The sequence below is a fragment of the Enterobacter cloacae complex sp. 277I4 genome, assembly GCF_050031465.1.
Classification (GTDB): domain Bacteria; phylum Pseudomonadota; class Gammaproteobacteria; order Enterobacterales; family Enterobacteriaceae; genus Enterobacter; species Enterobacter cloacae.
In genome coordinates, this window is record NZ_JBLGWC010000001.1 from 251335 (window position 1) to 273019 (window position 21685).

General features: G+C 55.2%; 18 protein-coding genes, 1 tRNA gene, 2 rRNA genes and 1 riboswitch. Of the genes, 9 read left to right on the top strand and 12 right to left on the bottom strand.

Going from position 1 to position 21685, the window contains the following annotated elements; genetic code table 11:
* Window positions 1–50 precede the first annotated feature (50 nt).
* From ACQG19_RS01190 to ACQG19_RS01235, 10 genes are all read right to left on the bottom strand, one after another.
* Window positions 51–368: a PTS lactose/cellobiose transporter subunit IIA gene (locus ACQG19_RS01190; RefSeq protein WP_020684626.1), complete on the bottom strand. Its 318-nt coding sequence runs from the start codon at window positions 366–368 to the stop codon at window positions 51–53.
* Window positions 368–676, bottom strand: coding sequence for a PTS sugar transporter subunit IIB (locus ACQG19_RS01195; RefSeq protein ID WP_023334100.1), 309 nt, complete (start codon window positions 674–676; stop codon window positions 368–370). Before ACQG19_RS01195 ends, ACQG19_RS01190 begins: the two co-directional genes overlap by 1 nt.
* A 146-nt stretch (window positions 677–822) precedes the next feature.
* Entirely contained in the window at window positions 823–2364 is a 1542-nt protein-coding gene (locus ACQG19_RS01200; RefSeq protein WP_028028038.1) for a sensor domain-containing diguanylate cyclase, read from the bottom strand.
* Window positions 2365–2689: 325 nt separating this feature from the next.
* A complete protein-coding gene (gene thiH / locus ACQG19_RS01205; RefSeq protein ID WP_058679394.1) occupies window positions 2690–3823 on the bottom strand; it encodes a 2-iminoacetate synthase ThiH in 1134 nt (377 codons plus the stop codon).
* Window positions 3820–4590 (bottom strand): thiazole synthase, encoded by a 771-nt coding sequence (gene thiG / locus ACQG19_RS01210; protein WP_013095008.1) that lies wholly within the window; start codon window positions 4588–4590, stop codon window positions 3820–3822. Before thiG ends, thiH begins: the two co-directional genes overlap by 4 nt.
* A gap of 1 nt (window position 4591) precedes the next feature.
* Window positions 4592–4792 carry a sulfur carrier protein ThiS gene (gene thiS, locus ACQG19_RS01215; RefSeq protein ID WP_013095009.1) on the bottom strand — a complete coding sequence of 67 codons (201 nt, stop codon included), beginning with the start codon at window positions 4790–4792 and terminating at the stop codon, window positions 4592–4594.
* Complete coding sequence (locus tag ACQG19_RS01220) at window positions 4776–5531, bottom strand: HesA/MoeB/ThiF family protein (RefSeq protein WP_013095010.1); 756 nt, start codon at window positions 5529–5531, stop codon at window positions 4776–4778. The genes thiS and ACQG19_RS01220 overlap by 17 nt, the downstream gene beginning before the upstream one ends.
* Entirely contained in the window at window positions 5524–6159 is a 636-nt protein-coding gene (thiE, locus tag ACQG19_RS01225) for a thiamine phosphate synthase (protein WP_020684621.1), read from the bottom strand. The genes ACQG19_RS01220 and thiE overlap by 8 nt, the downstream gene beginning before the upstream one ends.
* Window positions 6159–8054 (bottom strand): phosphomethylpyrimidine synthase ThiC, encoded by a 1896-nt coding sequence (gene thiC / locus ACQG19_RS01230; protein WP_246932941.1) that lies wholly within the window; start codon window positions 8052–8054, stop codon window positions 6159–6161. The genes thiE and thiC overlap by 1 nt, the downstream gene beginning before the upstream one ends.
* A gap of 79 nt (window positions 8055–8133) precedes the next feature.
* Window positions 8134–8243, bottom strand: a riboswitch (TPP riboswitch).
* Between the two features lie 54 nt (window positions 8244–8297).
* The gene (locus ACQG19_RS01235) at window positions 8298–8795 is read right to left on the bottom strand and encodes an Rsd/AlgQ family anti-sigma factor (RefSeq protein WP_013095013.1); all 498 of its coding nucleotides are present in this window, start codon (window positions 8793–8795) and stop codon (window positions 8298–8300) included.
* Window positions 8796–8890: 95 nt separating this feature from the next.
* On the opposite strand from ACQG19_RS01235, the gene nudC reads away from it, so the two are divergent.
* The 6 genes from nudC (at window position 8891) to ACQG19_RS01265 (ending at window position 13245) form a co-directional block, all read left to right on the top strand.
* Window positions 8891–9664 carry an NAD(+) diphosphatase gene (gene nudC, locus ACQG19_RS01240; protein ID WP_013095014.1) on the top strand — a complete coding sequence of 258 codons (774 nt, stop codon included), beginning with the start codon at window positions 8891–8893 and terminating at the stop codon, window positions 9662–9664.
* Between the two features lie 40 nt (window positions 9665–9704).
* Window positions 9705–10769 carry a uroporphyrinogen decarboxylase gene (hemE, locus tag ACQG19_RS01245; RefSeq protein ID WP_020684618.1) on the top strand — a complete coding sequence of 355 codons (1065 nt, stop codon included), beginning with the start codon at window positions 9705–9707 and terminating at the stop codon, window positions 10767–10769.
* Between the two features lie 9 nt (window positions 10770–10778).
* Window positions 10779–11447, top strand: coding sequence for a deoxyribonuclease V (gene nfi / locus ACQG19_RS01250; RefSeq protein WP_029883065.1), 669 nt, complete (start codon window positions 10779–10781; stop codon window positions 11445–11447).
* 44 nt (window positions 11448–11491) lie between these two features.
* Entirely contained in the window at window positions 11492–12082 is a 591-nt protein-coding gene (locus ACQG19_RS01255) for a YjaG family protein (RefSeq protein ID WP_013095017.1), read from the top strand.
* 186 nt (window positions 12083–12268) lie between these two features.
* Window positions 12269–12541: a nucleoid-associated protein HU-alpha gene (gene hupA / locus ACQG19_RS01260; RefSeq protein ID WP_002445246.1), complete on the top strand. Its 273-nt coding sequence runs from the start codon at window positions 12269–12271 to the stop codon at window positions 12539–12541.
* Between the two features lie 11 nt (window positions 12542–12552).
* The gene (locus tag ACQG19_RS01265) at window positions 12553–13245 is read left to right on the top strand and encodes a DUF1481 domain-containing protein (RefSeq protein WP_023621286.1); all 693 of its coding nucleotides are present in this window, start codon (window positions 12553–12555) and stop codon (window positions 13243–13245) included.
* Window positions 13246–13291: 46 nt separating this feature from the next.
* Here the strand turns inward: ACQG19_RS01265 and purD are convergent, their stop codons facing one another.
* Window positions 13292–14584: a phosphoribosylamine--glycine ligase gene (gene purD, locus ACQG19_RS01270; RefSeq protein ID WP_246932943.1), complete on the bottom strand. Its 1293-nt coding sequence runs from the start codon at window positions 14582–14584 to the stop codon at window positions 13292–13294.
* A 15-nt stretch (window positions 14585–14599) separates the two neighbouring features.
* Window positions 14600–16189, bottom strand: coding sequence for a bifunctional phosphoribosylaminoimidazolecarboxamide formyltransferase/IMP cyclohydrolase (gene purH, locus ACQG19_RS01275; RefSeq protein WP_013095020.1), 1590 nt, complete (start codon window positions 16187–16189; stop codon window positions 14600–14602).
* 563 nt (window positions 16190–16752) lie between these two features.
* Here purH and ACQG19_RS01280 point away from each other — a divergent pair.
* From ACQG19_RS01280 to ACQG19_RS01290, 3 genes are all read left to right on the top strand, one after another.
* Window positions 16753–18292: ribosomal RNA gene (locus tag ACQG19_RS01280) — 16S ribosomal RNA — on the top strand.
* Between the two features lie 84 nt (window positions 18293–18376).
* Window positions 18377–18452 (top strand) — tRNA-Glu (locus tag ACQG19_RS01285).
* Window positions 18453–18634: 182 nt separating this feature from the next.
* Window positions 18635–21537, top strand: a 23S ribosomal RNA gene (locus tag ACQG19_RS01290).
* Together the 16S and 23S rRNA genes with 1 tRNA gene alongside form the textbook arrangement of a ribosomal RNA operon.
* Window positions 21538–21685: the final 148 nt, after the last annotated feature.

Sequence of the window (21685 nt, forward strand, 5' to 3'; positions counted from 1 at the left end):
TGCCGTAAATAAAAAACCCGCCTCGGCGGGTTTTTTTACAGCTGTAGCTTTTAATTTAGCAACGGGATGCGTCGATAAAGCTCAATCATATCGCCCGCCAGATCCTGGATGACCATCGCGTTCATCAGGTGATCCTGAGAATGGACGGTAATCAGGTTAACCGGAAGCTTCCCGGTGCCTTCATCAAGACCAATAAGCTGTGTCTGAATGGTGTGCGCATGCTTCACATACTCGCGCGACTCTTCCATCGCCTTTTCGGCCCCGTCAAAGTCACCTTTACGCGCCATCTGTAATGCCGTCAGGGCAGCACTGCGCGCCGCACCCGCGTTGACCAGCAATTCCATGATTGTCGTTTCTAAGTCTTCCATTATGACTCCAGCAGTTTGAGCGCTTTTTCCAGTACGGCATCACCTTTCATCATGCCGTAATCCATCATGTCGATCACCGCGACCTTTTTACCCAGCGGCTCGGCCTGGGCCTGAAGTTTCGCCTGCTCGTATTTAACCTGTGGCCCCAGTAATACGATGTCGGCCGTCGCGATGTTGTCTTTAAATTCCGCGACCGGAACGGCTTTAATGGTGACTTCAACCCCTTTTTTCTGCGCGGCGTCTTTCATACGTTGAACCAGCATGCTCGTTGACATTCCCGCTGCACAGCATAAAACGATGTTCTTCATAATCAGCCTCGATCTACATGTGTTTATTGATAATTATCCCGTGCAGACTGCTTCAACAACCGCTTTACCGTGATTGTGTGTCAGGCATCACAAAGAAATCGGCATTTTTCTGAAACCGGTTACAATTTTGCGCCGGGCAGCGAAAATCAGCCGACGGACGTTCGAATAATGCGGTTTTTTCCCTGCTGTTTCGCGCTGTAGAGGGCGTTATCTACGCTCCCCACCAGCTCCTCCAGCGGTTCGAAATGCCATTCTCCCAGACCGGCACTGAACGTTACCCGCAGATTTTCTTCCCGCCATACGCGTTTTTCAACGGCGGTACGCCACGCGTCCAGTAACGAGAATGCGCTAGCGATCTGGTCAGCCTGGAAAATCACTGCGAACTCTTCTCCACCGTAGCGGTAAACCGAGACGTTATGCGGCTGCATTATCTGGATCCCTTCACGCGCCACGTTACGCAGGACGATATCACCGCTCAGGTGACCCCAGGTGTCGTTAATCGATTTGAAGTTATCGATGTCAATCAGCGCCAGGGCGAAAGGCTGGTGGGCACTGAGTAGCTCATCTACATCGCTATCAAATGCCCGGCGGTTTTTGCAGCCGGTGAGTGCATCATGGGTGGCCTGGCGCACATAGGCCATCTCACGCGCTTTATTGGACTGGATGGTATGGCTAAGCATCGCTTCCAGACGCGGAGCCTGGTTGACGTCGCCGGTTTTGATGGCGTTGATAATCGTCATCAGCACGGTACGCGACTCATGGCGCAGGTACAGACCGAAGAGGATGATAATGATGGCCGCCAGCGCAAAACCCCAGCCGACGATAGTGGTCTCATGGCGGGTAATGTCGGTGAGCGTTGCGCCCGAAACCCGGTAGATGACAAACCAGTCCGGGTTGGTGAAGGAGTAGTAGTAATACCAGGCTTTGGTTTTTTTATCATACAGATGGCCTTCGCCGCTGGTCATTTTGTCCATCAGCGCTTCGCTCACGTACTGCTTGAAGAGTGCGCCCGGATCAGGATGAAGCACCACGGCACCGTCGCGTTCGACAACAAAGAATTCCCCTTGTACAGGCGCTACCATCTGACGAAGGGTAAACCCCATGGAGGTCAAATCGAGATGAAATGCTATTGTACCCTTGAGCCGTCCTTCCGGAGAAATCAACGGCTTATAAAGAGTGACCGTGGGATGCCCGGTAAAATAGTCCATGTAAGGGCGGGTATAGTGGCTGAAGATGCTGGCTTCCGCCTGGGCGATGAACCATGGACGCGTCCGGGGATCGAAGGTTTTGCTCTTTTCCGTGGGAAGTACCTCCGGCGCGCGCAGATAACGGCCCTGGGTGTCTGTCAGAGAAATGGAAGAGACGGTCGGCATCAGGTTCTGTAGATGCATCAACATCTGTAAACCCTGCGACGGATTGACGTTCAGCATCTCGTTCAGCGTGTCGTTGCGTGAAAAATAGAGCGCCGAACGCCCAAGGATATAGTCGTTTTCACGCAGGATAGATTCGGTGTAGTTCACCGCCAGGTTGTGGGTGAAGTTACCATTAATCTTATGATAATCCTCAAGAAAATCTTTTTGTTGTGAAAGGGTAACCACGACCGCGATCAGCGCAAAACTGCACAGGATCCCCGCAAAGCTGAGCATAATGGGTCGGGTAAAAGAGAGCTTTCTGCTGTGAAGTGCCATGAGTTGTACATCAATCCTGATGGTGAGTTTTTCGTCTGCCGATATCCTCTCAGCATAGTCGCTGTCCTGCGGTTAGCTGTGAATTATACGGAACACAGTTTCAGATGAGATGATTTATCTTAAGAACCATTAAGAAAATACTCATTCACTGGCGGGCGGCGTGTGCAATGAATCAGAGGCAGGGCGAAACGAGGAAGAAGCTTTTCGCCCTGGTCAGCTTCCGTTGCTGACGGCATGACAATAAAAAACCGGACGATAGATGACAATCGTCCGGTTGTGACTCTCCAGAGCGCCTCGACAATTTTTTAACGGCTTGCAGTGCGTTTCAACGCATTTGCGAGGCTCTTCCCAGCCAACTATCCCAGTCTTTCCAGACCGGTTGTAACCCCTGCGCGGTCAGGGCGGCGGCAACTGCTTCTGGCCGTCGACCATCATGTGGCGCAAATTGTTCCAGCTCCGGATGGTCGTCGGCGTAGCCCCCTGGCTGCGTTTTGGAGAACGCACTGACGTTGTTAATCGCAAGCGGGATCACGCGGTCACGAAACTCAGGAGATTCACGCGTCGAGAGGGATAATTCAACCTCCGGGGCAAGCAGGCGAAACGCACAGATGGCCTGGACCAGCTGACGTTCGTCCATTACCGAGGCGGGTTCAACACCTCCCGTACATGGCCGCAAGCGTGGGAAAGAGATGGAGTAACGGCTTTGCCAGTAGTGCTGCTGCAGCCATAGCAGGTGTTCCGCTACCATGTAGCAATCCACTCGCCAGCTATCTGATAGCCCAATCAGCGCACCCAGACCGATTTTGTCGATCCCGGCCCGGCCCAGTCTGTCCGGGGTCTCCAGCCGGAAGAAGAAATCCTGTTTCTTTCCCTTCAGGTGATGCCGGGCATACGTCGCCTCGTGGTAGGTTTCCTGATACACCATCACTCCGTCCAGCCCGAGGGTTTTAAGCTCCGCGTATTCCTCCTGCGACAGGGGTTGAACCTCCATCTGTAGCGACGCGAACTGACGGCGAATGGCCGGAAAGTGCTGTCGAAAATAGTCCATCCCGACTTTGCTCTGATGTTCACCCGTGACCAGCAGGAGATGCTCAAAACCCATTTCACGGATGGCGGCACACTCACGGGCGATTTCACTCTCATCGAGTGTTTTCCGCTTGATGCGGTTGCTCATGGAGAAGCCGCAGTAGGTGCAGTCATTCGCGCACAGGTTAGAGAGATAGAGCGGTACGTAAAAGCTCACCGTGTTGCCAAAACGCTGGCGGGTGAGCCTCTGAGCGCGCTGGGCCATCGGCTCAAGAAAGGTGCTCGCCGCCGGAGAGAGCAGGGCCATCATATCGTCGCGGGACAGGTGACGGGCTTGTAAGGCGCGCTCCACGTCAGCCTGCGTTTTACTGTTGATACGCAGGGCAATATCGTCCCAGTTAAGCTGCCGCCAGCGGTCGGTAAAGGTGGTCATGAGAGCGCCTCCAGAAAGCCGGTCAACGGGCTGGTGGCCTGTGCCTGAAAACTGCGCGTTCCCGGGCCAGACTCTCGTGCCAGCAAGCCAGCCTCCACGGCCATGCGGAACGCACGGGCCATCCTGATGGGGTCGTCGGCGACCGCAATGGCCGTGTTCACCAGCACGGCACTTGCTCCCATCTCCAGCGCCTGGGCGGCATGGCTGGGCACGCCAATGCCTGCATCCACCACCACCGGCACGGTGGCTTGCTCAATGATGATCTCCAGCATGGCGCGGGTCTCCAGGCCCTGATTAGAACCAATTGGAGCGCCCAGCGGCATGACGGCAGCGCAGCCGACCTCTTCCAGCCGTTTACACAGCACGGGATCGGCCCCGCAGTAGGGCAGAACGGTAAAGCCTTGCTGCACCAGCTTTTCGGCCGCTTTTAACGTTTCGATGGGGTCGGGCAACAGCCAGCGCGCATCCGGATGTATTTCCAGTTTCAGCCAGTGGGTACCCAGCGCTTCACGAGCCAGCTGAGCCGCAAAAATCGCTTCTTCAGCCGTTTTCGCTCCGGAGGTATTGGGCAGCAGGGTAACGCCAGCATCCAGCAATGGTGCCAGAATGGCGTCGCTGTGATGGCGCAGATCGACGCGCTTGAGCGCCAGCGTCACCAGCTGGCTGCCGCTTTCACGGATGGCATCCACCATCAGCTGCGGCGAGGCGAATTTTCCGGTCCCGGTAAACAGATGTGAATCAAAGACTTTATCAGCAATACGTAACATCTCAGCCCCCGGCGATAACCTGAAACAGCAGGATCTGGTCGCCTTCGCTCACCTGCTGATGTTCCCACTGCTCACGCGGCAGGATCTGTTGATTAAGCGCCAGCGCCGTTCCCGGCTTGAGCTGGCGCAGCTTCTCGAGCAGCGCGGCAACGGTGAGACCGTCATCGCATTTCATCGGCTCATCATTAAACAGAATGCGCATTGCGGCCTCCGCACACCGGACAGTGGCTGGCGCGGTGCAGTGCCAGATGACGCCAGCCGCTGGAGCGGGCATCAAACAGCCGCAGCGTATTGCGCTCTGTTTCCATACCGCTGAGCAATTTAATGGCTTCCAGCGCCTGCAGGGTCCCCATCACGCCTACCACCGGGCCCAGTATGCCCGCGGTGCGGCAGTTGCGCTCCGGCTCGGCATCATCCGGCCACAGGCAGCGATAACAGCCCTGCGCCCAGGGCGGGGTCAGCACCATCATCTGCCCGCCGAAACCGACCGCACTGGCGGTGATAAGCGGCGTATTCTGTGCCACGCAGGCGGCGTTAATGGCCTGGCGGGTCGCCATATTGTCGGTGCAGTCCAGCACCGCATCAGCAAGGGCGACTTCGCGCTGCAGAGTGTCGCCGTGGAGTCGCTCCTGGTGCGCGATGAGCGTGATGTCCGGGTTTAACTGCTTCAGCCTTTTGCGGGTGATTTGCGCTTTGGGCTGGTTAACATCCTCCGTGGTGAAGAGGATTTGTCGCTGCAGGTTACTGATATGTACCTCGTCATCATCGGCCAGAACCAGCGTGCCCACGCCCGCGCCTGCCAGATAGAGCGCGGCAGGAGCGCCTAATCCGCCCAGACCAACAATCAGGACCCGGCTGGCGAGCAGCTTTTGCTGCCCGTCAATGGCGATATCCTCCAGCAGGATCTGGCGGCTGTAGCGCATAAAATCACGATCATTCATCGCCTGCTCCTGCCAGCTTTAACAGCTGTGCGGTGGCGGCCTGCCAGTCTGCCGCCTGGGTAATGGCGCTGACGACAGCGATACTGCCGACACCGGTATCCAGCACGGCAGGAGCGCGTTCCAGGCTGATCCCACCGATCGCGACGGTAGGGTAATCGGCAAGGCGTTTAACGTGCGCCGCCAGCTGCGTCAGCCCCTGTGGGGCAGAGGGCATCTGTTTGGTCTGCGTCGGAAAAACATGGCCAAGTGCGATGTACGAAGGGCGAGCCGCCAGCGCCACGTCGATCTCCATGTCGTCGTGTGTTGACACCCCCAGTCTTAATCCAGCGTCCCGGATAGCGCTCAGGTCCGTTGTTTCCAGGTCCTCCTGACCCAGATGCACACCGTACGCCTGGTGCTTAACGGCCAGTCGCCAGTAGTCGTTGATAAACAGGCGCGCGTCGTAGCGACGCCCCAGCGCGATGGCGGCAACCACATCGGCCTCCACCTCGTCATCACGTTTATCCTTGATGCGCAGCTGGATTGTGCGAACGCCGCACGCCAGCAGGCGTTCGATCCACGCTACGCTGTCCACCACCGGATAGAGCCCTAAACGGAAGGGAACGGAGGGGAAATCAGGCTGATACATTACGCCTCCTCTTTTTTGAGGTAGATTTCGCCGCCCTTCGCCCGGAAGGTTTCTGACATATCCGCCATACCCACTTCAATGGTTTGCGTGGCGGCGTAGTCACGGACTTCCTGGCTGATTTTCATCGAGCAGAATTTTGGCCCGCACATGGAGCAGAAGTGCGCCACTTTACCCGACTCCTGCGGCAGGGTTTCATCGTGATACGCGCGGGCAGTGAAAGGATCGAGCGCCAGGTTGAACTGGTCTTCCCAGCGGAATTCAAAGCGCGCCTTCGACATAGCGTTGTCGCGGATTTGCGCGCCAGGGTGGCCTTTGGCCAGATCCGCGGCGTGGGCGGCGATTTTGTAGGTGATCAGCCCCTGCTTCACATCCTCTTTGTTGGGCAGGCCGAGGTGCTCTTTCGGCGTCACATAGCAGAGCATGGCGCAGCCGAACCAGCCGATCATCGCCGCACCAATCCCGGAGGTGAAGTGGTCATAGCCCGGAGCGATATCCGTGGTCAACGGCCCCAGGGTATAGAATGGCGCTTCGTGGCAGTGCTCCAGCTCTTCGGTCATGTTGCGGCGGATCATCTGCATTGGCACGTGTCCCGGGCCTTCAATCATCACCTGCACGTCATACTCCCAGGCGATTTTGGTCAGCTCACCCAGGGTATGCAGTTCGGCAAACTGCGCTTCGTCGTTGGCATCACGAATGGAGCCCGGACGCAGGCCGTCGCCCAGCGACAGGGAGACATCGTACGCGGCACAGATTTCACAGATCTCGCGGAAGTGTTCGTAGAGGAAGTTTTCTTTATGGTGCGACAGGCACCATTTGGCCATGATAGAGCCGCCGCGCGAGACAATACCGGTCAGACGCTTCGCCGTCATCGGCACGTAGCGCAGCAGCACGCCCGCGTGAATGGTGAAGTAGTCGACTCCCTGCTCGGCCTGCTCCAGCAACGTGTCGCGGAAGGCTTCCCAGGTAAGGTCTTCGGCAATACCGTTCACCTTCTCCAGTGCCTGATAAACGGGCACCGTTCCGATAGGCACCGGGCTATTGCGCAGGATCCACTCGCGGGTTTCGTGGATGTAACGCCCGGTGGAGAGATCCATCACCGTGTCCGCGCCCCAGCGTGTCGACCAGACCAGTTTTTCCACCTCTTCTTCGATGGAGGAGGTCACGGCCGAGTTGCCGATATTGGCGTTGACCTTCACCAGGAAGTTGCGGCCAATGATCATTGGTTCAGATTCCGGGTGATTGATGTTGGCAGGGATAATCGCACGGCCAGCGGCCACTTCATCACGCACAAACTCCGGCGTGATGTTTTCCGGCAAACGTGCCCCGAAGCCTTCTCCCGGATGCTGGTGGCGTAACACCTCGCTGCGGATACGCTCGCGACCCATGTTTTCACGAATGGCGATAAACTCCATCTCCGGCGTAACGATGCCCTGGCGGGCATAGTGCAGCTGGGTAACGCATTTACCCGCTTTCGCGCGTTTCGGCGTCAGCAACCCGGCGAAGCGCAGCTCATCAAGACCATCGTCGGCCAGACGCGCTTTGGTGTACGCCGAGCTGCGGTCAGAGAGCTCTTCGCAGTCGTTACGCGCGTCAATCCACGGCTGGCGCAATTTCGCCAGCCCCTGCTGAACGTTAATGGCAACCGCAGGATCGCCGTACGGACCGGAAGTGTCATACACCGGAACGGCTTCGTTATCTTCATACTGCGGGTGCGCTTTGCTGCCACCGATAAGGGTCGGGCTAAGCTGGATTTCACGCATTGGCACGCGGATATCCGCCTGTGAACCGGTGATGTAAATGCGTTTTGAGTTCGGGAAAGCGGTGCCTTCCAGAGTGTCGATGAAGTGTTGGGCTTGTGCGCGCTGTTCGCGGCGGGTCAGTTTTGTTGTAGACATAGCTCATTCCAAAAGTGAAGGACATGGCTTGTCAGACGACGGATGAAGCAAGAGAGGATCGCCCTGGGGGCGATACAACAGCAGTGTGACTCTTGTTCCCTTCGCAGGTATTAGCCTGATCAGGTTCCGCGGATCCCGAATTAACGGTCTCAGCCCGTGCTTGCACACTGGGCACTCCGACAAGAAAAATCCCCCTCCGCAGAGGGGCGAATGGTTGTAAATTACTCGTTAACGATTAAGAACTCAAGCAGGTCGCGCGACGTTATCTTCGTGGCTCACATCCAGGCCGTGATCCAGGGCGAGGGCGATCAGCTTATCTTCCAGCGTGAATCGCTCTTCCAGCGCTTCGCCGAGGTCGGAAAGCGCCTGCTGAAACTCAAGATAGTTATCGTGATCGATAGCGTTCTCAAGCGTGGAATCGTAGTAATCCATGATCTGCTGGGTGTTAGCTTCCAGCAGCGGATAGAGTTTGCTGGCTGCTAAATACGGTGTAGTCCCTTCCATTTCGCGGATAATGCGTTCATAAATATTGAAATGGCCGTCGGACAGATAGTCGACCAGGCTCTGACAAAAATCATCCAGCGCTTTTTCATTCAACCGCATAAACGATTCTTTGCCAGGCTTAATACCGACCAGATTGTAATAAGCCACGAGTAGATGCTTGCGCACATGTAGCCAGCGATCCACCAGTTTGTTACTTCCTCTAACGCGCTCAGTCAGGCTCTCTAGCTGGTTTAACATGGTTGACTCCGCAAGGTTGAGAATTGAATCTGCTTATCCAAAATGTAACCACAATGCTAACAACATGTCAGTGAAGCGAAGGTAGTGCAATAGATATGGATCGTATTATTGAAAAATCAGATCTGGGTTGGTGGATCGTCAGTCACGAACAAAAATTATGGTTGCCTGCCGGGGAAATACCCTATGGCGCAGCAGAAAAATTTGATCTTGTCGGCCTGCCCGCGCTGAAGATCGGGGAATGGCAGGGTGAACCCGTGTGGTTGATCCAACAGCCACGCCGCAATGACATGGGATCGGTTCGTCAGGTGCTGGATCAGGATGTGGGTTTGTTCCAGCTGGCGGGCCGGGGTGTGCAGCTGGCTGAGTTTTACCGTTCGCATAAGTACTGCGGCTACTGTGGTCACACCATGCACCCCAGTAAAACCGAGTGGGCGATGCTCTGCAGCCACTGCCGTGAGCGCTACTACCCGCAAATTGCGCCGTGCATTATCGTCGCTATCCGTCGTGACGATTCCATCCTGCTGGCGCAGCACACCCGCCACCGCAACGGCATTCATACCGTGCTGGCCGGGTTCGTCGAGGTGGGCGAAACGCTGGAACAGGCGGTGGCGCGGGAAGTGATGGAAGAGAGCGGGATTAAGGTTAAAAACCTGCGCTATGTTACCTCGCAGCCGTGGCCGTTCCCGCAGTCGCTGATGACGGCCTTTATGGCCGATTATGACAGCGGCGAGATTGTCATCGACCAGAAAGAGTTGCTGGAGGCGAACTGGTATCGTTATGACGATTTGCCGCTGCTGCCACCCCCAGGCACCGTCGCCCGTCGGCTGATAGAAGATACCGTAGCAATGTGTCGGGCTGATGCTGAGTGACATGTTACACTGAGGCCATGACGCTTAAGGAACTGCAAAAATGACCGAACTGAAAAACGATCGTTATCTGCGTGCGCTGCTGCGCCAGCCCGTTGATGTCACCCCGGTGTGGATGATGCGCCAGGCGGGACGCTATTTGCCAGAGTACAAAGCCACGCGTGCGCAGGCGGGCGATTTTATGTCGCTGTGCAAAAATGCCGAGCTGGCGTGTGAAGTCACGCTCCAGCCGCTGCGCCGCTTCCCGCTGGATGCCGCCATTCTCTTTTCGGACATTCTGACCATTCCGGATGCGATGGGCCTTGGGCTCTATTTCGAAACCGGCGAAGGCCCGCGTTTCACTTCCCCAATCAAAAGCAAAGCGGACGTTGATAAGCTGCCCGTTCCCGATCCTGAACAGGAGCTGGGCTATGTGATGAATGCCGTGCGCACCATTCGTCGTGAACTGAAAGGCGAAGTCCCGCTGATTGGCTTCTCCGGCAGTCCGTGGACGCTGGCGACTTATATGGTTGAAGGCGGCAGCAGTAAAGCCTTTACCGTGATCAAAAAGATGATGTATGCAGAGCCGCTGGCCCTGCATGCGCTACTCGATAAGCTGGCGAAAAGCGTCACCCTCTATCTGAACGCGCAGATCAAAGCGGGTGCGCAGTCGGTGATGATTTTCGATACCTGGGGCGGTGTGCTGACCGGGCGCGATTATCAGCAATTTTCGCTCTACTACATGCACAAAATCGTTGATGGCCTGCTGCGTGAAAATGAAGGCCGCCGTGTGCCGGTCACGCTGTTCACCAAAGGCGGCGGTCAGTGGCTGGAAGCCATGGCGGCGACCGGCTGCGATGCGCTGGGTCTCGACTGGACCACCGATATCGCCGACGCGCGCCGTCGCGTGGGTGACAAAGTGGCGCTGCAGGGCAATATGGATCCGTCCATGCTCTACGCGCAGCCTGCCCGTATTGAAGAAGAGGTGGCGTCTATTCTGGCTGGCTTTGGCCAGGGGGAAGGGCACGTGTTTAACCTCGGGCACGGTATCCATCAGGACGTTCCGCCAGAGCACGCTGGCGCGTTTGTGGAGGCGGTGCACCGACTTTCTGCGCAATATCACAAATAAGGAGTGGTTATGGATCTCGCGTCATTACGCGCTCAACAGATAGAACTGGCTTCATCCGTGGTCCGCGAGGATCGTCTGGATAAGGATCCCCCGCAGTATATAGGCGGTGCGGATGTCGGGTTTGAGCAGGGCGGTGAAGTGACGCGGGCGGCGATGGTGCTGCTGAAGTATCCCTCACTTGAGCTGGTGGAGTACAAAGTGGCGCGTATCGCCACCACCATGCCGTACATACCGGGCTTTCTCTCCTTCCGTGAATACCCCGCGCTGCTCGCAGCGTGGGAGCAACTCTCACAAAAACCCGATCTGCTGTTTGTTGATGGACACGGTATCTCTCACCCGCGTCGCTTAGGCGTTGCCAGCCACTTTGGTCTGCTGGTGGATGTACCCACCATCGGTGTGGCCAAAAAACGCCTGTGCGGTGCATTTGAGCCGCTCTCCGCCGAGCCGGGCGCGCTGGCGCCGCTTATCGATAAGGGTGAGCAACTGGCATGGGTCTGGCGCAGTAAAGCGCGCTGTAACCCGCTGTTTATCGCAACCGGGCACCGTGTGAGCATGGACAGCGCCCTGGCTTGGGTGCAGCGTTGTATGAAGGGTTACCGTTTACCTGAGCCCACGCGCTGGGCAGATGCGGTGGCCTCTGCTCGTCCGGCTTTTGTTCGTTGGCAGGAAATTCAGTGATGAATCAGGTAAACTGCGGCTAATTTTCGATTCGAGATCTCATCATGCTACAAAACCCGATTCACCTGCGCCTTGAGAAGCTGGAAAGCTGGCAGCACGTCACCTTTATGGCTTGCCTGTGCGAGCGCATGTATCCGAACTACGCCGCGTTCTGCAAGCAGACGGAGTTTGGTGATGGCCATATTTATCGCCGGATCCTCGACCTCATCTGGGAAACGCTGACGGTCAAAGACGCAAAGGTGAACTTCGACTCTCAGCTGGAAAAGCTCGAAGAGGCTATTCCGGTGGCGGATGATTTTGATCTGTACGGTGTCTATCCGGCAATTGATGCCTGCGTAGCGTTAAGCGAACTGATTCACTCTCGTCTGAGCGGTGAAACGCTGGAGCACGCTATTGAAGTCAGTAAGGCATCCATTACGACCGTAGCGATGCTGGAAATGACCCAGGCAGGCCGTGAAATGACCGACGAAGAACTGCGGGCTAACCCTGCGGTTGAACAGGAATGGGATATTCAGTGGGAGATTTTCCGCCTGCTGGCAGAGTGTGAAGAACGCGATATTGAGCTGATAAAAGGGCTGCGTGCGGACTTGCGTGAGGCCGGCGAGAGTAATATTGGTATAATTTTTAACCAATGAGACAACAAAACGTGATTTAACGCCTGTTTTGTCGCACCTCGACTCTTCCCTTCTGCCCCCCGTCTGGTCTACATTTGGGGGGCGAAAAAAAGTGGCTATCGGTGCGTGTATGCAGGAGAGTGCTATTTTGGCATTTTCGTCGCACTCGATGCTTAGCAAGCGATAAACACATTGAAAGGATAACTTATGAACAAGACTCAACTGATTGATGTAATTGCGGACAAGGCTGATCTGTCTAAAGTGCAGGCTAAAGCTGCTCTGGAATCTACCCTGGCTGCTATTACTGAGTCTCTGAAAGAAGGCGATGCTGTACAACTGGTTGGTTTCGGTACCTTCAAAGTGAACCACCGCGCTGAGCGTACTGGCCGCAACCCGCAGACCGGTAAAGAAATCAAAATCGCCGCAGCTAACGTGCCGGCATTTGTTTCTGGTAAAGCACTGAAAGACGCAGTTAAGTAAGACGCGTGGCAGTGAACAGTTTTAACGAAGGGGCGGCAACGCCCCTTTTGTCATTCTGGCGTGGCGCGCTCGCGCTGGCGGGCGTGTTACTGCTTTCCGCCTGTAGCCATGACACCTCTTTACCACCGTTTACCGCCAGCGGTTACGCTGACAACCAGGGAGCGGTGAGGATCTGGCGTAAAGATTCTGGCGGTGAAGTGCATCTGCTTTCCGCTTTTAGCCCGTGGCATAACGGCAATACATCGACCGCAGAGTATCGCTGGCAGGGAGACGACCTGTCATTCATAGAACTCAATATCTACGGCAAAACCCCCGAACATGTAAAAGTGCGGTTTGATGACCACGGCGAGCTGAGCTTTATGCAGCGTGAAGTCAACGGTCAAAAACAGCAACTCTCCAGCGATCAGGTTGCTCTCTATCGTTATCGTGCCGGACAAATCCGCCAGACCAGTGATGCGCTGCGTCAGGGACGCGTGGTGCTGCGTCAGGGGCGCTGGCATACCGATGGTACGGTCACTACCTGCGAAGGGCAGACAGTCAAACCTGATCTTGAATCCTGGGCAACCGAACATATTCAGCGCCGTCAGCGTCATTCATCGATGGAAGTGAGTGTGGCGTGGCTTGAAGCGCCTGAAGGCTCTCAGCTGTTGCTGGTGGCGAACGAAGATTTCTGCACCTGGCAGCCGACAGAAAAGAGTTTTTGACGTAAATCCCCTCTCCCTTCAGGGAGAGGGTTAGGATGAGGGGGGATTACTCCCCCTGCTCACGTGCAATCGCACGATAACCGATATCCTGACGGCTAAAGCTACCGTTCCAGTGGATATCCGCCATCAGCGCATAGGCGCGCTTCTGCGCTTCGGCAACGGTATGACCCAGCGCGGTGGCACACAGTACGCGACCACCATTGGTCAGTACGCGATCGTCGTCAGCCAGTTTCGTTCCGGCGTGGAACACCTTGGCACCTTTGGTTTCTTCCAGTGGCAGGCCATGGATCTCATCTCCGGTGTTGTAGTGGCCAGGATAACCGCCCGCAGCAATCACCACGCCCAGAGACGCGCGTTCGTCCCACTCTGAGGTTTTCTCATCCAGCTTGCCGTCGCATGCGGCCAGGCACAGCTCCACCAGGTCAGATTTCATGCGCAGCATGATTGGCTGAGTTTCTGGATCGCCGAAGCGGCAGTTAAATTCGATCACCTTCGGATTGCCCTGCTTGTCAATCATCAGGCCCGCATAGAGGAAACCGGTGTAAGTGTTACCCTCGGCAGCCATTCCTTTTACGGTTGGCCAGATGATACGGTCCATGGTGCGCTGATGCACTTCATCCGTCACCACAGGGGCAGGAGAGTAAGCGCCCATACCACCGGTATTCGGCCCGGTATCCGCATTGCCCACGCGCTTATGGTCCTGGCTGGTGGCCATCGGCAGAACGTGTTCGCCATCCACCATTACAATAAAGCTCGCCTCTTCGCCATCAAGGAACTCTTCGATCACGATGCGGTGGCCCGCGTCGCCAAAGGCATTGCCTGCCAGCATATCCTGTACGGCTGCTTCGGCTTCTTCGAGCGTCATCGCGACGATAACACCTTTACCGGCAGCCAGACCGTCGGCTTTGATCACAATCGGCGCGCCTTTTTCACGTAAGTAAGCCAGCGCGGGCTCGACTTCGGTGAAGTTCTGGTATTCCGCCGTCGGGATGTTATGACGCGCAAGGAAATCCTTGGTAAAGACTTTAGACCCTTCCAGTTGTGCAGCGCCTTCCGTCGGACCGAAGATTTTCAGCCCTGCAGCACGGAACGCGTCAACGACGCCAATCACCAGTGGCGCTTCCGGGCCGACGATGGTGAGATCGATTTTCTCGTTCTGGGCAAAGCTCAGCAGCGCGGGGATATCGGTCACGCCGATGGCGACGTTCTGCAGCGCAGGTTCCAGCGCCGTACCCGCATTACCCGGAGCCACAAAAACGGTTTCAACCAGCGGAGACTGCGCCGCTTTCCACGCCAGCGCGTGCTCGCGCCCGCCGTTACCAATCACTAATACTTTCATTTTCTGCTCCGGGAATTAATGACGGAAGTGACGCATATCGGTGAAGATCATCGCAATGCCGTGTTCGTCGGCAGCGGCAATGACTTCGTCGTCACGGATAGAACCGCCAGGCTGGATCACACAGGTGATACCCACAGCGGCGGCCGCATCAATACCGTCACGGAACGGGAAGAAGGCGTCAGACGCCATGGCAGAACCTTTTACTTCCAGGCCTTCGTCGCCTGCTTTGATACCGGCAATTTTCGCAGAGTAAACGCGGCTCATCTGGCCTGCACCTATCCCGATGGTCATGTTCTCTTTGGCATAGACAATGGCGTTGGATTTCACGAACTTCGCCACTTTCCAGCAGAACAGCGCATCACGCAGTTCCTGTTCGGTTGGCTGACGTTTGGTGACGACGCGCAGGTCAGCGGCTGTCACCATGCCCAAATCGCGATCCTGAACCAGCAGCCCACCATTTACACGTTTGAAATCAAGACCCGGCACGCGCTCTGCCCACTGGCCGCAAACCAGCACGCGCACGTTCTGTTTCGCGGCGGTGATTTTCAGCGCTTCTTCAGACGCAGATGGCGCGATGATCACTTCAACAAACTGACGAGAGATAATGGCCTGTGCGGTTTCGGCATCCAGTTCACGGTTAAACGCGATAATGCCACCGAAGGCAGAGGTTGGGTCAGTTTTATAGGCGCGATCGTAAGCGTCCAGGATAGAGGTACTGACCGCTACGCCGCAGGGGTTCGCGTGCTTCACAATAACGCAGGCAGGCTCATTGAACTCTTTCACACACTCCAGTGCGGCATCGGTATCGGCAATATTGTTATAAGAGAGCGCTTTGCCCTGAACCTGCTGGGCGGTAGCGACAGAAGCTTCTTTTACCTCTTCTTCTATATAGAAGGCTGCCTGCTGGTGGCTGTTCTCGCCATAACGCATATCCTGCTTCTTGATGAAGTTCAGGTTCAGCGTGCGTGGGAAGCGGCCGGAAGGATCTTTGCTTTCGCCGTGGTAAGCCGGCACCAGGCTACCGAAGTAGTTGGCGATCATGCTGTCGTACGCGGCGGTGTGTTCGAATGCTTTAATCGCGAGGTCGAAACGGGTGTCCAGAGTCAGTGACCCTTCGTTCGCATCCATTTCATTAATAATGGCGGAGTAGTCGCTGCTCTTCACCACAATGGCCACGTCTTTATGGTTCTTGGCCGCGGAGCGCACCATCGTCGGTCCGCCGATATCAATATTCTCTACGGCGTCTTCCAGAGAGCAGCCTTCACGCGCCACGGTCTGGGCGAACGGATAAAGGTTAACGACAACCATATCAATGGGCGCGATATCATGCTGTTCCATAATGGCATCATCCTGACCGCGACGACCCAGAATGCCGCCGTGGACTTTCGGGTGCAGGGTTTTGACGCGTCCATCCATCATTTCCGGGAAACCGGTGTAATCGGACACTTCGGTTACCGGCAGACCTTTATCTGCTAACAGGCGTGCGGTACCACCTGTGGACAGCAGCTCTACACCACGTGCAGAAAGTGCCTGAGCGAATTCGACGATACCGGCTTTATCAGAAACACTGAGCAGAGCGCGGCGGACTGGACGACGTTGTTGCATGGTAAATCCCCTGGATTTCACGATTACAGAGAGCGTTAGATGAATTTTCCAGCGAAAAACTCATCTAACACACCTGACGAGGCATCCTTGTTAAGCGCGAGCATTTTAACGAAAACGTTTGCGCAACGCTCGCGAATTTTCACTTTTTCGCATCGCTGTGGATAACTTTGTGTGTAAAAAGGTATAAGGCGGGGTTTTGCTGGGGAATGCAGCAGTCAGTCATTTTTCTGTCATTTAGCGGTTGCGGCCTGCGGAGAACTCCCTATAATGCGCCTCCATCGACACGGCGGATGTGAATCACTTCACAAACAGCCCGGTCGGTTGAAGAGAAAAAATCCTGAAATTCAGGGTTGACTCTGAAAGAGGAAAGCGTAATATACGCCACCTCGCGACAGAGCGCTGAAGCGCGTCGCAACTGCTCTTTAACAATTTATCAGACAATCTGTGTGGGCACTCAAAGTGACATGGATTCTTAACGTCGCAAGACGAAAAATGAATACCAAGTCTCAACGAGTGAACACGTAATTCATTACGAAGTTTAATTCATTGAGCATCAAACTTTTAAATTGAAGAGTTTGATCATGGCTCAGATTGAACGCTGGCGGCAGGCCTAACACATGCAAGTCGAACGGTAGCACAGAGAGCTTGCTCTCGGGTGACGAGTGGCGGACGGGTGAGTAATGTCTGGGAAACTGCCTGATGGAGGGGGATAACTACTGGAAACGGTAGCTAATACCGCATAACGTCGCAAGACCAAAGAGGGGGACCTTCGGGCCTCTTGCCATCAGATGTGCCCAGATGGGATTAGCTAGTAGGTGGGGTAACGGCTCACCTAGGCGACGATCCCTAGCTGGTCTGAGAGGATGACCAGCCACACTGGAACTGAGACACGGTCCAGACTCCTACGGGAGGCAGCAGTGGGGAATATTGCACAATGGGCGCAAGCCTGATGCAGCCATGCCGCGTGTATGAAGAAGGCCTTCGGGTTGTAAAGTACTTTCAGCGGGGAGGAAGGTGTTGTGGTTAATAACCACAGCAATTGACGTTACCCGCAGAAGAAGCACCGGCTAACTCCGTGCCAGCAGCCGCGGTAATACGGAGGGTGCAAGCGTTAATCGGAATTACTGGGCGTAAAGCGCACGCAGGCGGTCTGTCAAGTCGGATGTGAAATCCCCGGGCTCAACCTGGGAACTGCATTCGAAACTGGCAGGCTGGAGTCTTGTAGAGGGGGGTAGAATTCCAGGTGTAGCGGTGAAATGCGTAGAGATCTGGAGGAATACCGGTGGCGAAGGCGGCCCCCTGGACAAAGACTGACGCTCAGGTGCGAAAGCGTGGGGAGCAAACAGGATTAGATACCCTGGTAGTCCACGCCGTAAACGATGTCGATTTGGAGGTTGTGCCCTTGAGGCGTGGCTTCCGGAGCTAACGCGTTAAATCGACCGCCTGGGGAGTACGGCCGCAAGGTTAAAACTCAAATGAATTGACGGGGGCCCGCACAAGCGGTGGAGCATGTGGTTTAATTCGATGCAACGCGAAGAACCTTACCTGGTCTTGACATCCACAGAACTTTCCAGAGATGGATTGGTGCCTTCGGGAACTGTGAGACAGGTGCTGCATGGCTGTCGTCAGCTCGTGTTGTGAAATGTTGGGTTAAGTCCCGCAACGAGCGCAACCCTTATCCTTTGTTGCCAGCGGTCCGGCCGGGAACTCAAAGGAGACTGCCAGTGATAAACTGGAGGAAGGTGGGGATGACGTCAAGTCATCATGGCCCTTACGACCAGGGCTACACACGTGCTACAATGGCGCATACAAAGAGAAGCGACCTCGCGAGAGCAAGCGGACCTCATAAAGTGCGTCGTAGTCCGGATTGGAGTCTGCAACTCGACTCCATGAAGTCGGAATCGCTAGTAATCGTAGATCAGAATGCTACGGTGAATACGTTCCCGGGCCTTGTACACACCGCCCGTCACACCATGGGAGTGGGTTGCAAAAGAAGTAGGTAGCTTAACCTTCGGGAGGGCGCTTACCACTTTGTGATTCATGACTGGGGTGAAGTCGTAACAAGGTAACCGTAGGGGAACCTGCGGTTGGATCACCTCCTTACCTTAAAGAACCTGCCTTTGCAGTGCTCACACAGATTGTCTGATGAAAAGTAAATAGCAAGGCGTCTTGCGATTGAGACTGTACGTCCCCTTCGTCTAGAGGCCCAGGACACCGCCCTTTCACGGCGGTAACAGGGGTTCGAATCCCCTAGGGGACGCCACTTGCTGGTTCGTGAGTGAAAGTCACCTGCCGTCATATCTCAAAACTGACTTGCGAGTCATGTTTGAGATATTTGCTCTTTAAAAATCTGGATCAAGCTGAAAATTGAAACGACACACAGTTAATGTGTGTTCGAGTCTCTCAAATTTTCGCAATCAGAAGTGAAACATCTTCGGGTTGTGAGGTTAAGCGACTAAGCGTACACGGTGGATGCCCTGGCAGTCAGAGGCGATGAAGGACGTGCTAATCTGCGAAAAGCGCCGGCGAGGTGATATGAACCCTTGACCCGGCGATGTCCGAATGGGGAAACCCAGTGTGATTCGTCACACTATCGTTAACTGAATACATAGGTTAACGAGGCGAACCGGGGGAACTGAAACATCTAAGTACCCCGAGGAAAAGAAATCAACCGAGATTCCCCCAGTAGCGGCGAGCGAACGGGGAGCAGCCCAGAGTCTGAATCAGCTTGTGTGTTAGTGGAAGCGTCTGGAAAGTCGCACGGTACAGGGTGAAAGTCCCGTACACGAAAACACACAGGCTGTGAACTCGAAGAGTAGGGCGGGACACGTGGTATCCTGTCTGAATATGGGGGGACCATCCTCCAAGGCTAAATACTCCTGACTGACCGATAGTGAACCAGTACCGTGAGGGAAAGGCGAAAAGAACCCCGGCGAGGGGAGTGAAAAAGAACCTGAAACCGTGTACGTACAAGCAGTGGGAGCACCTTCGGGTGTGACTGCGTACCTTTTGTATAATGGGTCAGCGACTTATATTCTGTAGCAAGGTTAACCGTATAGGGGAGCCGAAGGGAAACCGAGTCTTAACTGGGCGTTAAGTTGCAGGGTATAGACCCGAAACCCGGTGATCTAGCCATGGGCAGGTTGAAGGTTGGGTAACACTAACTGGAGGACCGAACCGACTAATGTTGAAAAATTAGCGGATGACCTGTGGCTGGGGGTGAAAGGCCAATCAAACCGGGAGATAGCTGGTTCTCCCCGAAAGCTATTTAGGTAGCGCCTCGTGAACTCATCTTCGGGGGTAGAGCACTGTTTCGGCTAGGGGGCCATCCCGGCTTACCAACCCGATGCAAACTACGAATACCGAAGAATGTTATCACGGGAGACACACGGCGGGTGCTAACGTCCGTCGTGAAGAGGGAAACAACCCAGACCGCCAGCTAAGGTCCCAAAGTCATGGTTAAGTGGGAAACGATGTGGGAAGGCCCAGACAGCCAGGATGTTGGCTTAGAAGCAGCCATCATTTAAAGAAAGCGTAATAGCTCACTGGTCGAGTCGGCCTGCGCGGAAGATGTAACGGGGCTAAACCATGCACCGAAGCTGCGGCAGCGACACTCTGTGTTGTTGGGTAGGGGAGCGTTCTGTAAGCCGTTGAAGGTGGCCTGTGAGGGCTGCTGGAGGTATCAGAAGTGCGAATGCTGACATAAGTAACGATAAAGCGGGTGAAAAGCCCGCTCGCCGGAAGACCAAGGGTTCCTGTCCAACGTTAATCGGGGCAGGGTGAGTCGACCCCTAAGGCGAGGCCGAAAGGCGTAGTCGATGGGAAACAGGTTAATATTCCTGTACTTGGTGTTACTGCGAAGGGGGGACGGAGAAGGCTATGTTAGCCGGGCGACGGTTGTCCCGGTTTAAGCATGTAGGCGGAGGTTCCAGGTAAATCCGGTACCTTTTAACGCTGAGGTGTGATGACGAGGCACTACGGTGCTGAAGTAACAAATGCCCTGCTTCCAGGAAAAGCCTCTAAGCATCAGGTAACACGAAATCGTACCCCAAACCGACACAGGTGGTCAGGTAGAGAATACCAAGGCGCTTGAGAGAACTCGGGTGAAGGAACTAGGCAAAATGGTGCCGTAACTTCGGGAGAAGGCACGCTGATATGTAGGTGAAGCCCCTGCGGGTGGAGCTGAAATCAGTCGAAGATACCAGCTGGCTGCAACTGTTTATTAAAAACACAGCACTGTGCAAACACGAAAGTGGACGTATACGGTGTGACGCCTGCCCGGTGCCGGAAGGTTAATTGATGGGGTTAGCGGTAACGCGAAGCTCTTGATCGAAGCCCCGGTAAACGGCGGCCGTAACTATAACGGTCCTAAGGTAGCGAAATTCCTTGTCGGGTAAGTTCCGACCTGCACGAATGGCGTAATGATGGCCAGGCTGTCTCCACCCGAGACTCAGTGAAATTGAACTCGCTGTGAAGATGCAGTGTACCCGCGGCAAGACGGAAAGACCCCGTGAACCTTTACTATAGCTTGACACTGAACACTGGTCCTTGATGTGTAGGATAGGTGGGAGGCTTTGAAGCGTGGACGCCAGTCTGCGTGGAGCCGTCCTTGAAATACCACCCTTTAATGGCTGGTGTTCTAACGTAGACCCGTAATCCGGGTTGCGGACAGTGTCTGGTGGGTAGTTTGACTGGGGCGGTCTCCTCCCAAAGAGTAACGGAGGAGCACGAAGGTTAGCTAATCCTGGTCGGACATCAGGAGGTTAGTGCAATGGCATAAGCTAGCTTGACTGCGAGAGTGACGGCTCGAGCAGGTGCGAAAGCAGGTCATAGTGATCCGGTGGTTCTGAATGGAAGGGCCATCGCTCAACGGATAAAAGGTACTCCGGGGATAACAGGCTGATACCGCCCAAGAGTTCATATCGACGGCGGTGTTTGGCACCTCGATGTCGGCTCATCACATCCTGGGGCTGAAGTAGGTCCCAAGGGTATGGCTGTTCGCCATTTAAAGTGGTACGCGAGCTGGGTTTAGAACGTCGTGAGACAGTTCGGTCCCTATCTGCCGTGGGCGCTGGAGAATTGAGGGGGGCTGCTCCTAGTACGAGAGGACCGGAGTGGACGCATCACTGGTGTTCGGGTTGTCATGCCAATGGCACTGCCCGGTAGCTAAATGCGGAAGAGATAAGTGCTGAAAGCATCTAAGCACGAAACTTGCCCCGAGATGAGTTCTCCCTGAGACTTAAAGTCTCCTGAAGGAACGTTAAAGACGATGACGTTGATAGGTCGGGTGTGTAAGCGCAGCGATGCGTTGAGCTAACCGATACTAATGAACCGTGAGGCTTAACCTTACAACGCCGAAGATGTTTTGGCGAAGAGACAGAATTTCAGCTTTGATTCAGAGTCCGAAGGATTTTGCGCTGAGACAAGGCGGCAAGCGAAGGAAAGGAAGGAGCATACTGAGGTATGTGACTGACTTTACGAGAGCAGCCAACGCAG